We start from the raw sequence: 13,775 nt of genomic DNA, 5'->3' as shown, positions 1-13,775 counted from the left end.
AATCTCAAAAAACTCAGTATTAATTAAAACGGATATCCTCTTCAGTGTCATTAAGATGGGAAGTATCCCCATTAAGTTCCATCACCCATTCTCCTTGTTTATGCACTAATTTAACCAAACAGCATAAACTCGCATGAATATCCGTTTCCTGTAGGGTAGGAATTAGCCCCATTGCGGTCCCTAACACTGATGCACCATGTCCTATTAATAATAAGTTATCATCTGGATAAGCCGCCACCAGACGCTGTACCACCTCTTTAGTACGCATCAAACATTCCTCCCAAGTTTCTGGATACTTCGGTGTTCCCATGGGGTAAGTGGTATCAATGGGCGGAAATTTAGCCCTCAGAGTTTCCAGCGGGAGAATTTCCGGGCTTTCCTTCATCCATTCAGGATTTAGCCATTCTCCCAGTCCCCAATCTAATTTTATGGGTAGGTCTAGGGTTTTGGCGATCGCCTCCGCAGTTTGAACCGTCCGCAGAAATGGTGATGAGAAAATTTGGGTGATTCCTTCCCCCACCAGTCGTCTAGCTAATTGTTTAGCCTGAACCAAGCCGTCCGGGGACAGATGAGGGTCATAACGACGTTCTGCGGTATTAAACCATTCAGGATTGACAAAATCAATCCGGTTTCCGTGTCTAGCGATCCAAACGGTTTGAGTCATGATTAGGGTAGTAATGTCAAAAAAACTTCCCCTATCATACCGATTTTCGTCCACCTGACAACCTTAGCCAACTTAGTGGCGATCGTACACCATCCACAGGATTGGGAAATTAGCGCTAATATTTACTACAGGGGTTCCCTGTTCTTACCCAGTCTCATAATTATTCTCTAAAAGCCGTGCTAAATAACTCTTTCAGCCGTAAACGTACTTATATATTAGGTTTTTTTATCGGTTTAATAATCGCGGTATTACTCGCTATTTTTTCCGCACATCCAGCCCATAGCCAAGATAGGTTTGGTATTAATTTAGACTCTAAAACCGCTCCCGTCATCCTCGATGGACGACTCATACTCAAAGTTAGTAATGCTGAAGGATATCCGGCGGATTTTCGGGCTAATCTCATTCAATCTAAAATACTAGAAGCCGCTCGTTCACCTATCCCCATACAAGTCACGCTTAGGAATGATGATATTTTACCAACTCTCTGGCTAAATGATGGATATTTATTGACTGTTACCGAACGAGATACCGACGCGGGTAATGATGTTCTCGAACAAGCACAAATCTGGCAACGTCAAATTCAGTTGGCTATTAATCGCGGTCAAAGAGAGCGCACCAGCGAGTTTCTCAGAACCGCCTTATTCCGTTCCCTCACTATTTTACTCTTAGCCCTATTTATTCATTGGATTTTAGGGAAAATTTGGAAAGATTATTTCCGCAGTTTTTGGGCATCATTTTTGCCCCAATCTCAATTATCACCAGAAGACCAAAAAAAGTATAATCATAGTGTTGAAATCTTTATTAATTTGACTCTCGGTAGTGTCAGATTGGGCTTATGGCTGGCTATTATTATTTATATAGCTAATCAATTTCCCCTAACTAGACAATGGAGTTATCAAATTCGGGGAACTCTCCTGGCTACCTTGACTTCCGATATTATTAACCTAGACAATAAATCTTACTCCCTCCCCGATTTATTGGTTTTATTACTCCTATTATGGGCATTGGTTTTTGGGGCAAAATTATTGGCTGATGTTCTGCGATCGCGTATTTTAGAAGCCACCGGAATTGGTCGAGGCGCTCAGGAAGTCATCGCCGTAATAGTCAGATATTCCTTAATCTCTATTGGTACTATTGTTCTCCTCCAAGTTTGGGGTTTAAACCTTAGTTCTCTCACCATCCTAGCTAGTGCATTTGGTGTCGGGATTGGTTTTGGGTTCCAGGATATCGCCAAAAATTTCGGTAGTGGTTTAGTCTTATTATTCGAGCGACCAATTCAAATTGGAGACTTTATTGAAGTCGGAGAATATCAAGGAACCGTTGAAAGGGTCGGCGCTCGTAGTACCGTCATTAAAACCTTAGATAGAGTGTCTATTATTGTTCCTAACTCCCGTTTTTTAGAATCCGAATTAATTAACTGGGATCATGATAATTCCCTCTCCGGTTTACGACTTCCCCTTGGGGTCGCTTACGGTTCCGATGTAGAATTGGTGCGAAAAAGCCTCCTAGATGTCGCCCAAGCAAATTCTGATGTATTAACCATTCCTTCCCCCCAAGTTTTATTTAAAGGTTTTGGCGACAGTTCCCTAGATTTTGAACTGCGGGTTTGGACTCGCTATCCCAACCGCCAAGTTATCATTAAAAGCGATTTATACTATCAAATTGACGCGATCTTCCGACAACACCATATTGAAATTCCCTTTCCTCAGCGGGATCTACATATTCGAGGTCAGGTTCCCCTCGAGTTATCCCCAGAGTTGGAAGCATTTATCAAAAAAATCCTAGCGACCAAAAACCAATAGTCAGATCAAATCCCCTTCATATCACCCCCCACCAGGAGTTGATGACCCGTGTCCCCTTTCTATTTCCGATTCTGACCCATCAGATCACCAGACTCTGCCACCGGGTCTCATCCCTAGTCCCTTCTAGTCCCTTAAAGATTGCTCAAATTTTTTCCCAAACAATCTTGACAAACTAAAATTTTTATGACAGTATAGTTAAAGTCAAGTCAAATGCGGGTATAGCTCAGTGGTAGAGCGTCACCTTGCCAAGGTGAATGTCGCGCGTTCGAATCGCGTTACCCGCTTTCAAAGACCATAACCCAACTATATCCGTAGGAGTAGTTCCCAGTCTCGCATCATGTCTGTTGACCACAGCCATTTGGACCCTAGGGCATGAGGTTTAAACGCTTCCGGTGCTTCTGAAAGCACCTTATCTCTAAATTTACGCGCCTTACTCCACTCTATCGCCTGTTGATCAGCACTTAGGGACTCAGCCGATTTCATTAATACCAATCCCAAACCTGCATAGGCATTTAACACATCCATATTCTCCAGCGTCGAACCATCCACATGATCTAAGCTATCCCTGTCTTCGCCCACGTCTGTCTCCTTAGTGCGAACATCTCCGCCAGTCAAAGCCCATGTTCCTTTATTCACTGATGCTAATTGATCGTTAAAAGAACTTCCCTCCCAGCTTAAAATCGGCTCTGCTAACTCCAAACTACGATACCAAGTTTGATAAGCCCGTCGTAAATCACCCGACCTATAGTAAGCAAATCCTAACGCTGTGTTATATTCCCGGGAATTTGGCTCCCCATCAACTGCTCTCACCCAAAATCGACGCACATCATCCAGACTATAATCAGCATTACCCCTCTCAATAGATTGCCAAGCTAAACGTCCCCGTAAAAAATTGATAGCAGGTTCGTCTTCATACTGAAACGGAACCACAGACAAAGCTGCACGAGCTTCAGCTAGCGCCCCACGATTTAATAACTCTTCCGTAGCCTGCACCCCTGCTTCCAAATTAGCCCGATCAAACTGTTCGATCGCAATTCCTGAAACTTTGTCAGTGGTAGCATCTTCCAAACCTGTGGCTAACGTTTCTGAAGAATTGATATTATTGCTGATTGTTTGATTAACCCTTAACGGATAGCCCAACATATCATTAATGCGATCGCGGAAAATCCACACCCCGAAACTGATCGGTAATAAAATCATCACCAGCAGCAGTCCTAACACACCACTGAGCTGGCGTTGGGAACCTCTGGGACTATCAGACTCCTGAACCCGCCTTTGATCATCCCTTGCCTCACCATCATAGCTTCGGGACACTGTCTGCGAACCAGAACCACTATTTTTCTGATTAACACCAACTATTCCAGGTGTCATAAGTTGTTGGAGAGTATCCCCAATAAATCCCAAATCTTCCCCATTTCCTTCTAAGTCTAAAGTCTCATCAAAACTCTCATCATCCAGCAAGTCCTCAGTGTCTGCTAATTCCCAAAGGTTTGTATAGTTAGCCTCAGACATATCTGGACTACTCCCTTGTATATCCTCCCGGTAGTTACCTGAATCAGCCCTAGGATTTGGTGTTAAGATGCCATCAAACTCATGGTGTAAGTACAATACAGGTAATGCCCAATAGATTTGATTGGAACCATAGGCAGAAATTAGCCCCTGTCTAGCCCGACTTAAACTTAAATCTATTGGTAATCCTTGATTGAGTTGGCGGTACAACAGGCGCGTTAGCGTCAAAGCTACCTCATCAGGAATGCGTTCAGCCATCGCTAACACCCCGGGAACTCCTCGCCGCACTAATGCTTCTGCCAGGTTAAGTTCTGCTTGATCATTAGCATCCGCTAGGGGATTATTATAAGCACCTCTACAGGAGTTTAATACCGCTAGAAGTACACCATTATTTACCAGCAGTCCCGCTAAATCATCCCCACTGATGGTTTCACTTAATCCTGTACGACCGTTCACCAAATATAAAGCGCCACCCGTCGAGGTATAGCTGCTGTGTCCAGCATAATGAAATATCTGATATTGACCCTGTTCTAAGGCTTGGGTGATTTGATGACGATCAGGCTGTTCTAATATCGTAATCTCAATGGCACTATGGTATCCCCCATTATCACTCAATTCCGGCTGTAGTTCCTCTTTCAGGTGTAGAGCCTCTTGTTTCAGTTGTAAACTATTTAGGTCATTGGGGGCGGCGATCGCCATTAAAATTCTTAAAGGTTGGTTAGGTTTCCCAGAATGTCTGGGTAGGCGTAGTCGGCTTTCTGGTTGGTAGCGAGAAAAAAAGACATCACATCCCGTAGCCAGCGGTCTTCCCCCTTCGTGGAGGACTTCCCAGGGTAGGCTATTGAGCCGTTTTCCTTTCAAACCTAATCGCAACTGTAAAGGTTTCTGTCGATTACAGGCGATCGCTTGGGCGCTCGCCCAACTGTCCCGCAGCCTCCCTTGGAAGAGACTGTTATAAAGTTCTTGACCCAGTTCTACTAAACTCAAAGACCGCGACCCATTGGCTAAAACTAGCCCCCCCTTAGCATCTCCCCGCATAGCTAATGATGAACCCTCCAGCACTTCCAATAGAGGATCTTTCATTAAATAACGGGTATATTGTAGCCATTCTTCCACTGGCCACTTTACCTGTTCCTCCGCCAACGGGACACCGGATGGCACTTTCGGTGTTCTTTCCGTCCGTACCAAATATTCATCATCCCCCACTGGGGTAACAGAAATCAGAAACTCCTGGGTCATTGGTCTCCGTCTCAGAGTTAGGTCAGTTCGAGAGCGTTTTTAACTTCACTTAAATATATATCCCCTCCATTTTACAACGGGGATCCGGGGATTAGTCAGTCATCGCCTACTTAGTAATGACTTCAACAACTAACGATTTGCTCCCAAGTTTCTCGAATTTCCAGCCGATCACCCCTCAAACCCAGATCTTCTTCTATATATATAGTCGCAGTGATCATATAGCAGTGAGCCACCTCTATATATTAAGTCACCCGTCCCATAATATGGCCCCTTATCATGTGGCCCTTACATCCGAGACTATCAGACAACCACCCTAGCCCCACTTCCCCGCGTTCATAGTTATCCGCTCCGCCACCTTCAACTCTCCCGGATTTCTAAAAATTTTTTTCAGGGAAAACCCTTGTGTAGTGGGGTTTTTGGGGTATCACTCAAAAAAAGTCAAAATTTTTTGGGAAAAAGGGTTGACAAACCTAGTTAGGTAATATACATTGGTAAATGCGCTCGAAGGGGAGGCAACGAACCGGAACGCGCCCGAACCTAGAAAAACTAATAGTTTGAAAGCTTAATGACCACCCCAGGTCAATGAATTTATCGGCTACTACTCAGGTTTACCTGAGAGTTAGCCACAGTATAAGCCAGGAGTTCAGAAAAAGCAAGCTGAACTCGTGAAATCCAAAAAATCGGTCTTAGTGCCGACAACACGGAGAGTTTGATCCTGGCTCAGGATGAACGCTGGCGGTCTGCTTAACACATGCAAGTCGAACGGGCTCTTCGGAGCTAGTGGCGGACGGGTGAGTAACACGTGAGAATCTGGCTCCCGGTCGGGGACAACAGAGGGAAACTTCTGCTAATCCCGGATGAGCCGAAAGGTAAAAGATTTATCGTCGGGAGATGAGCTCGCGTCTGATTAGCTAGTTGGTGAGGTAAAGGCTCACCAAGGCGACGATCAGTAGCTGGTCTGAGAGGATGATCAGCCACACTGGGACTGAGACACGGCCCAGACTCCTACGGGAGGCAGCAGTGGGGAATTTTCCGCAATGGGCGCAAGCCTGACGGAGCAAGACCGCGTGGGGGAGGAAGGCTCTTGGGTTGTAAACCCCTTTTCTCAAGGAAGAACACAATGACGGTACTTGAGGAATAAGCCTCGGCTAACTCCGTGCCAGCAGCCGCGGTAATACGGAGGAGGCAAGCGTTATCCGGAATGATTGGGCGTAAAGCGTCCGTAGGTGGCTGTTCAAGTCTGCTGTCAAAGACAGTGGCTTAACTACTGAAAGGCAGTGGAAACTGAACAGCTAGAGTGCGGTAGGGGCAGAGGGAATTCCCGGTGTAGCGGTGAAATGCGTAGATATCGGGAAGAACACCGGTGGCGAAAGCGCTCTGCTGGGCCGCAACTGACACTGAGGGACGAAAGCTAGGGGAGCGAATGGGATTAGATACCCCAGTAGTCCTAGCCGTAAACGATGGAAACTAGGTGTAGCCTGTATCGACCCGGGCTGTGCCGAAGCTAACGCGTTAAGTTTCCCGCCTGGGGAGTACGCACGCAAGTGTGAAACTCAAAGGAATTGACGGGGGCCCGCACAAGCGGTGGAGTATGTGGTTTAATTCGATGCAACGCGAAGAACCTTACCAGGGCTTGACATGTCCGGAATCTTGGTGAAAGCCGAGAGTGCCTTCGGGAGCCGGAACACAGGTGGTGCATGGCTGTCGTCAGCTCGTGTCGTGAGATGTTGGGTTAAGTCCCGCAACGAGCGCAACCCTCGTCCTTAGTTGCCATCATTTAGTTGGGCACTTTAGGGAGACTGCCGGTGACAAACCGGAGGAAGGTGGGGATGACGTCAAGTCATCATGCCCCTTACGTCCTGGGCTACACACGTACTACAATGGGGGGGACAAAGGGTAGCCAAGACGCGAGTCTGAGCCAATCCCGTAAACCTCTCCTCAGTTCAGATTGCAGGCTGCAACTCGCCTGCATGAAGGAGGAATCGCTAGTAATCGCAGGTCAGCATACTGCGGTGAATCCGTTCCCGGGCCTTGTACACACCGCCCGTCACACCATGGAAGTTAGCCACGCCCGAAGTCGTTACTCTAACCGTTCGCGGAGGAGGATGCCGAAGGCAGGGCTGATGACTGGGGTGAAGTCGTAACAAGGTAGCCGTACCGGAAGGTGTGGCTGGATCACCTCCTTTTTAGGGAGACCTACTTCAGGATATCGTGCCTTAACAACTATAGCCGTGTCTTGAGGTCATCCTTAGGTCGGATGGGGCGGTCAGAGAGCTTTCAAACTTTAGGGTTCGTGTTATGGGCTATTAGCTCAGGTGGTTAGAGCGCACCCCTGATAAGGGTGAGGTCCCTGGTTCAAGTCCAGGATGGCTCACATCCACCCCAAACTGGGGGTATAGCTCAGTTGGTAGAGCGCTGCCTTTGCACGGCAGAAGTCAGCGGTTCGAGTCCGCTTACCTCCACTCTCCTTTAATTAGGTGCTAGTTGGGGTGAGATCGGATTTCCTCTGATAGTCAATTTATCACTGTACAGCTCCTAAGTCTGTAGATGTTAATCTAGGACTAGATAGCTGGACATCTGTTCCAGTCAGAACCTTGAAAACTGCATAGAGAAAAGCATAATGGTGTAGGAAAACGTCGTAAAGACAATTCCAATGTAGGTCAAGCTACAAAGGGCTAACGGTGGATTCCTAGGCACACAGAGGCGATGAAGGACGTGGCGACCCACGAAAGGCTTCGGGGAGCTGGAAGCAAGCTTTGAGCCGAAGATGTCCGAATGGGGCAACCCAGAAACAGCTCGCTGAATCCATAGGCGAGTATGAGCGAACCCGGTGAACTGAAACATCTTAGTAGCCGGAGGAAGAGAAAGCAATAGCGATTTCCCAAGTAGTGGTGAGCGAACGGGAAACAGCCTAAACCAATGGGATTTCCCGTTGGGGTTGTGGGACAGTCATCAGAGACCGCCGAGGCTAGACGAAGCAGTTGAATACTGCACCAGAGAAGGTGAAAGTCCTGTAGTCGAAAGCCAAAACGGCTCGACTGTATCCCGAGTAGCACGGAGCCCGTGAAATTCCGTGTGAATCCGCCTCGACCACGAGGTAAGGCTAAATACTCCTGTGTGACCGATAGAGAACCAGTACCGTGAGGGAAAGGTGAAAAGAACCCCGGAAGGGGAGTGAAATAGAACCTGAAACCGTTAGCCTACAAGCAGTGGGAGGACGATTTAACGTCTGACCGCGTGCCTGTTGAAGCATGAGCCGGCGAGTTACAAGTTATGGCAGGTTAAGACCCAATAGGTTGAAGCCCAAGCGAAAGCGAGTCTGAATAGGGCGTTACGTCATGATTTGTAGACCCGAACCCGGGTGATCTAACCATGTCCAGGATGAAGCTTGGGTAAAACCAAGTGGAGGTCCGAACCGACCGATGTTGAAAAATCGGCGGATGAGGTGTGGTTAGGGGTGAAATGCCAATCGAACCCGGAGCTAGCTGGTTCTCCCCGAAATGCGTTGAGGCGCAGCGGTTGAGGTTTAAACCTGGGGGTAAAGCACTGTTTCGGTGCGGGCTGCGAGAGCGGTACTCAAATCGAGACAAACTCTGAATACCAGGGGTACACTCAACCAGTGAGACGGTGGGGGATAAGCTTCATCGTCAAGAGGGAAACAGCCCAGACCACCAGCTAAGGTCCCCAAATCACTACTAAGTGATAAAGGAGGTGGGAGTGCCCAGACAACCAGGAGGTTTGCCTAGAAGCAGCCATCCTTAAAAGAGTGCGTAATAGCTCACTGGTCAAGCGCTCCTGCGCCGAAAATGAACGGGGCTAAGTAGTGTACCGAAGCTGTGGAATAGGCAACTATTGGTAGGGGAGCGTTCTGTAGTAGTGTGAAGCACTAGCGGCAAGCAGGTGTGGACGAATCAGAAGTGAGAATGTCGGCTTAAGTAGCGAAAATGTGGGTGAGAATCCCACACCCCGAAACCCTAAGGGTTCCTCCGGACGGCTCGTCCGCGGAGGGTTAGTCAGGACCTAAGGCGAGGCTGAAAAGCGTAGTCGATGGACAACGGGTTAACATTCCCGTACCGTTTGCAGTTGATGAAGGGGGACGAAGTAGGTGTTCGTCATCCGGATGTTGGTTACCGGTGCAAGTGTTCGAGGTGTTGAGGTCTGGTGAAAACAGACTGAGCTGAGGCACGAGTCCGACCCGCTACGGCGGGGAAGTGATAGTCATCAGGCTTCCTAGAAAAGCCCTATACATCTTAAACTGTAAATGCCTGTACCCGAAACCGACACAGGTGGGGTGGTTGAGAATACTAAGGGGCGCGAGATAACTCTCTCTAAGGAACTCGGCAAAATGGCTCCGTAACTTCGGGAGAAGGAGTGCCTGCCGAAAGGTAGGTGGCACTGAAGAGGCCCAGGCGACTGTTTACCAAAAACACAGGTCTCCGCTAAGTCGCAAGACGATGTATGGGGGCTGACGCCTGCCCAGTGCCGGAAGGTTAAGGAAGTCGGTTAGGAGTAATCTGAAGCTGATGACCGAAGCCCCGGTGAACGGCGGCCGTAACTATAACGGTCCTAAGGTAGCGAAATTCCTTGTCGGGTAAGTTCCGACCCGCACGAAAGGCGTAACGATCTGGGCGCTGTCTCGGAGAGAGACTCGGCGAAATAGAATTGTCTGTGAAGATACGGACTACCTGCACCCGGACAGAAAGACCCTATGAAGCTTTACTGTAGCCTGGAATTGGGTTCGGGCTTCGCTTGCGCAGGATAGGTGGGAGGCTGTGAAGAATTCCTTGTGGGGGATTCTGAGCCATCGGTGAGATACCACTCTGGCGAGGCTAGAATTCTAACCTTTTCCCGTTATCCGGGAAAGAGACAGTTTCAGGGGGGCAGTTTGACTGGGGCGGTCGCCTCCTAAATGGTAACGGAGGCGCGCAAGGGTTCCCTCAGGCTGGTTGGAAATCAGCCGTAGAGTGCAAAGGCATAAGGGAGCTTGACTGCAAGACCTACAAGTCGAGCAGGGACGAAAGTCGGCCTTAGTGATCCGACGGTGCTGCGTGGAAAGGCCGTCGCTCAACGGATAAAAGTTACTCTAGGGATAACAGGCTGATCTCCCCCAAGAGTTCACATCGACGGGGAGGTTTGGCACCTCGATGTCGGCTCATCGCAACCTGGGGCGGTAGTACGTCCCAAGGGTTGGGCTGTTCGCCCATTAAAGCGGTACGTGAGCTGGGTTCAGAACGTCGTGAGACAGTTCGGTCCATATCCGGTGCAGGCGTAAGAGCATTGAGAGGAGCCTTCCCTAGTACGAGAGGACCGGGAAGGACGCACCGCTGGTGTACCTGTTATCGTGCCAACGGTAAACGCAGGGTAGCCATGTGCGGAGCGGATAACCGCTGAAAGCATCTAAGTGGGAAGCCCACCTCAAGATGAGTGCTCTCACTGGGTTAGCCAGGTAAGGTCACGGGAAGATTACCCGTTAATAGATGTCAGGTGGAAGTCCAGTAATGGATGTAGCCGAGGCACACTAACAGACCGAGGGCTTGACCTCTTTTACACTCGCTTTTTCTCTATGCAGCCTTTAGGGTTTGGTTTCTACACTACAATTTAATATGATGACTCTGCCTCTTTCTTCATTTGATTGAGGCTTTGTTTTTTATTGGCATCAAAGTGTCGGCTTAATACAAGCCGACTTCATATTAAATCGTCACAGGAGACTCAACATAAATATTCGGTTCTTGCATATTGTACTTAATGCCATACCGCTTGAGTCTTTCCGTCAAACTTTGATTAGTTGATGCTAGTAAACTCTTACGCAGTGAAATGGCATTTTCACTAGAACCTAAAATAAAGAATGTCACCCTAGCGCGAAGATTACCCGTTTCTCCATAATTAAATAGCGAAATCTGGGTGCTTCCGGGGTCTATACCAAATACTGAATCGGTACATTCTTTAATGGCTTGTTCTACTAAAGCCTGTTCGCGATCGTCAAGTTGAGTGATAAAATCCAGATATAGTAAAACCATCACTTTTTTACCACGACTGATATTTTCGATCGCCAGCCTCATTAAATTAGAGTTGGGAATAATTGCCAAGGTTCCCTTAGCCGCAATCCGAATTTTAGTAGACCGTAACCCAATAGATTCTACTCTCCCATAAATACCCTCAAGATCATCACCACGTTTTGGCAGTCGGATGTATTCTCCACGGACAAACGGACGATCTAAACGTAAAACTATTGTGCCTAAAATCTGTTCTAAGGTACTTTGGGCAGCAAATGCTACCGCTAAACCACTTACTGAAGCCCCTGCTACTAATGCACCTAGGGGCAGTTGTTGACTTTGGGCAAATGCTACGGCTGCTGTAAATCCAATTAAAACATTGGCAATGGTTTCAAATACCAAAAAAGTCTCGTCAACTTCCATGCCATATTTTCGGATAATCGGAATACCATAAATCCGCACCAATTGCCTAAATAACCGGGAGGCTAACCAGGCTATACTAGCAATTAGGGCTAGACTAACAAAGGGGCGAATAAAACGATATAAAGCCCGATTTTCTTCTAACCAAATCATTGACATAGAAATCAGAGTAAAAATGCCAACCATCCTAAAAGGTTGTTGGATCGGTCGCACAAAGTTCTCGGAAATTTCTTTGCCATTTATAGGTATAGCCCGCCTAATAATATATTGTATGAGGCTAGGGGTGTATTTTCCTATTAAGCAAGATATCAATACAAAGATTATGAAAATCAGCGGCTTAGGAATAGAATATTCCTGAATAATATCAAAAATTGCGGCATCAGGATCAATGGGGTTCCACATGGTATTTAGCGTTTTAACTGTAATTAGACTGTGATGGGTGAATCAACGTAAATATTTTGATCGTCGATATCAAAGGCGATTCCGTATTGCTGTAAATTCATGCTAATGTCTTGACTTGCTAGGTCTAGCATCTGACGGCGCAGTTCTAAGTTATTACGATTTGCACCTAATATAAAGAAGGTTACTTGGGCTTGAGTTTTGTTTTCTCCGGTGATTTGCTGTAAATTCTTAAAGCTAACATCGGTGCCTCTAGGGTCAATACCAAAGGTGTTTTTAGTGCTTTCTAAAATTACTTGACGGATGAGAGCTTGTTCATCAGAGTCAATGGCAGAATGAAAGGTTAATCCTAGGATTGATATAATTTTTCTGGCTCCGGTATAGTTTTCTATACTGAGTTGAGTTAGGGAACTATTAGGGACTATAACTATGGTTCCTTTTCCTGATGTGCGAATTTTGGTCGATCGCAATCCCAAAGATTCTACCCGCCCGAAAGTCCCATCAGGTAAACCGATATAATCATCAACGACAAACGGGCGATCCAGATACAGAACAATTCCCCCTAGAATTTGGCTGAGGGTATTTTGAGCTGCAAAAGCGACAGCCAAACCACCTACCCCTAAACTAGCAATTAATCCGACAATATTAATTTGGTGAGTCTGAGCAAATACAACAATTGCGACTAGAATAATTACGCAGTTGGCTAGAATTTTGCCTACCAATAAAAACTCACTGTTAATATTGCGACCTTGTTTTGAGGCTACGTCAATAATATATAAGTCAAAAAATCTCTTAAATATTTGAGAAGCCAACCAACTGAGCAGAATAGTTAGGGATAAACTGATGATAACTTCTAGGAAACCCAGATAAATTATGAAGGGAGAATTAAGCCATAAAATTTCAATGATTACCAACAATACAGCCACAGCGGCAGGGATTTTATAAGATGATAAAATCTTGGAATAACTAGATATGCGTTCTTCAGGAATAAACTTAGCGATCGCCATTCGCCATAGTTTCGCTAGTAGCCATAAACCGCCCAAAGCCGAGATTAACCCCAACAGTAGTAATGCCAATTTCAGGATGGGATTAAACCCCAAAATGATCGCATCTGATGTTGTTTCAACCATAAACCATTCAACTCTCAACCATAACCAGGACTCGTTGAGAAGATATCAAGGCATCCATTAGTGGTGAATGTGTGTATCAGACATCGCCATCACCAGTTAACCCGTTAACCCGCAATCCTTTACCAGAACCAGACTCAACCAGAGTACCTGATCTAATTATAAAGGGCGATCGCACCTAGTGGCATCCATCTCCAGGCATAAATTCTTCTCAGCACCATCTGCCCAAGCTACAATATGCTAAGATAAAGAATTGTGTAAATTTAACCAACCGTAAAATTCTCAACTATGGCTCTGACACAACAAGATAAGCAAAAAATCATGGCCGAGCATCAAGCTCACGAAACAGACACCGGATCTTCCGATCTACAGGTAGCCATGCTCACCGAAAGAATTAACCGACTCAGCCAACACCTCAAAGCCAATAAGCATGATCACGCTTCCCGTCGTGGTCTTCTCCAGATTATCGGACGCAGAAAAAGATTATTAGCCTATATTAATAAACAGGATCAGCAACGCTATCGCGAACTGATCACCCGTTTGGGAATCCGGGGCTAAATCCGATAGCAGATTTACCCGCTCATACTAAATTCCTGTCAACCCACCCACAGCACTCACAATC

General features: G+C 46.7%; 6 protein-coding genes, 3 tRNA genes and 2 rRNA genes. 7 read left to right on the top strand and 4 right to left on the bottom strand.

Features of this window, described 5'->3' with window-relative positions:
* Positions 1 to 19: 19 nt before the first annotated feature.
* Positions 20 to 664 (bottom strand): histidine phosphatase family protein, encoded by a 645-nt coding sequence (locus tag NLZ44_RS21445; RefSeq protein WP_493753051.1) that lies wholly within the window; start codon positions 662 to 664, stop codon positions 20 to 22.
* 176 nt (positions 665 to 840) lie between these two features.
* Here NLZ44_RS21445 and NLZ44_RS21440 point away from each other — a divergent pair, with 176 nt between their 5' ends.
* Together NLZ44_RS21440 and NLZ44_RS21435 are read left to right on the top strand one after the other, a co-directional pair.
* Complete coding sequence (locus tag NLZ44_RS21440; protein WP_493751095.1) at positions 841 to 2,466, top strand: mechanosensitive ion channel family protein; 1,626 nt, start codon at positions 841 to 843, stop codon at positions 2,464 to 2,466.
* Between the two features lie 212 nt (positions 2,467 to 2,678).
* Positions 2,679 to 2,750, top strand: a tRNA-Gly gene (locus NLZ44_RS21435).
* A 19-nt stretch (positions 2,751 to 2,769) separates the two neighbouring features.
* Here NLZ44_RS21435 and NLZ44_RS21430 read toward each other — a convergent pair.
* Positions 2,770 to 5,214: a CHAT domain-containing protein gene (locus NLZ44_RS21430; RefSeq protein ID WP_493751094.1), complete on the bottom strand. Its 2,445-nt coding sequence runs from the start codon at positions 5,212 to 5,214 to the stop codon at positions 2,770 to 2,772.
* A gap of 697 nt (positions 5,215 to 5,911) precedes the next feature.
* Between NLZ44_RS21430 and NLZ44_RS21425 the strand changes: the two genes are divergently transcribed.
* The 4 genes from NLZ44_RS21425 (at position 5,912) to NLZ44_RS21410 (ending at position 10,756) form a co-directional block, all read left to right on the top strand.
* Positions 5,912 to 7,400 (top strand): 16S ribosomal RNA (locus tag NLZ44_RS21425).
* A gap of 114 nt (positions 7,401 to 7,514) precedes the next feature.
* Positions 7,515 to 7,588: transfer RNA gene (locus NLZ44_RS21420), tRNA-Ile, on the top strand.
* 15 nt (positions 7,589 to 7,603) lie between these two features.
* A tRNA-Ala gene (locus NLZ44_RS21415) sits at positions 7,604 to 7,676 on the top strand.
* Positions 7,677 to 7,872: 196 nt separating this feature from the next.
* A 23S ribosomal RNA gene (locus tag NLZ44_RS21410) occupies positions 7,873 to 10,756 on the top strand.
* Together the 16S and 23S rRNA genes with 2 tRNA genes alongside form the textbook arrangement of a ribosomal RNA operon.
* 148 nt (positions 10,757 to 10,904) lie before the next feature.
* On the opposite strand, the gene NLZ44_RS21405 is transcribed toward NLZ44_RS21410, so the two are convergent.
* Complete coding sequence (locus NLZ44_RS21405; RefSeq protein ID WP_493751093.1) at positions 10,905 to 12,029, bottom strand: mechanosensitive ion channel family protein; 1,125 nt, start codon at positions 12,027 to 12,029, stop codon at positions 10,905 to 10,907.
* A gap of 23 nt (positions 12,030 to 12,052) precedes the next feature.
* Positions 12,053 to 13,156 carry a mechanosensitive ion channel family protein gene (locus tag NLZ44_RS21400; protein WP_493751092.1) on the bottom strand — a complete coding sequence of 368 codons (1,104 nt, stop codon included), beginning with the start codon at positions 13,154 to 13,156 and terminating at the stop codon, positions 12,053 to 12,055.
* 285 nt (positions 13,157 to 13,441) lie between these two features.
* Between NLZ44_RS21400 and rpsO the strand changes: the two genes are divergently transcribed.
* On the top strand, positions 13,442 to 13,711 hold the full coding sequence (gene rpsO / locus NLZ44_RS21395) for a 30S ribosomal protein S15 (protein ID WP_006617943.1): 270 nt from the start codon (positions 13,442 to 13,444) through the stop codon (positions 13,709 to 13,711).
* Positions 13,712 to 13,775: the final 64 nt, after the last annotated feature.

The organism is Arthrospira sp. PCC 9901 (assembly GCF_059013425.1).
The sequence above is the reverse complement of the archived record's forward strand: the minus strand, read 5'-3'. Positions and strand labels throughout refer to the sequence as shown.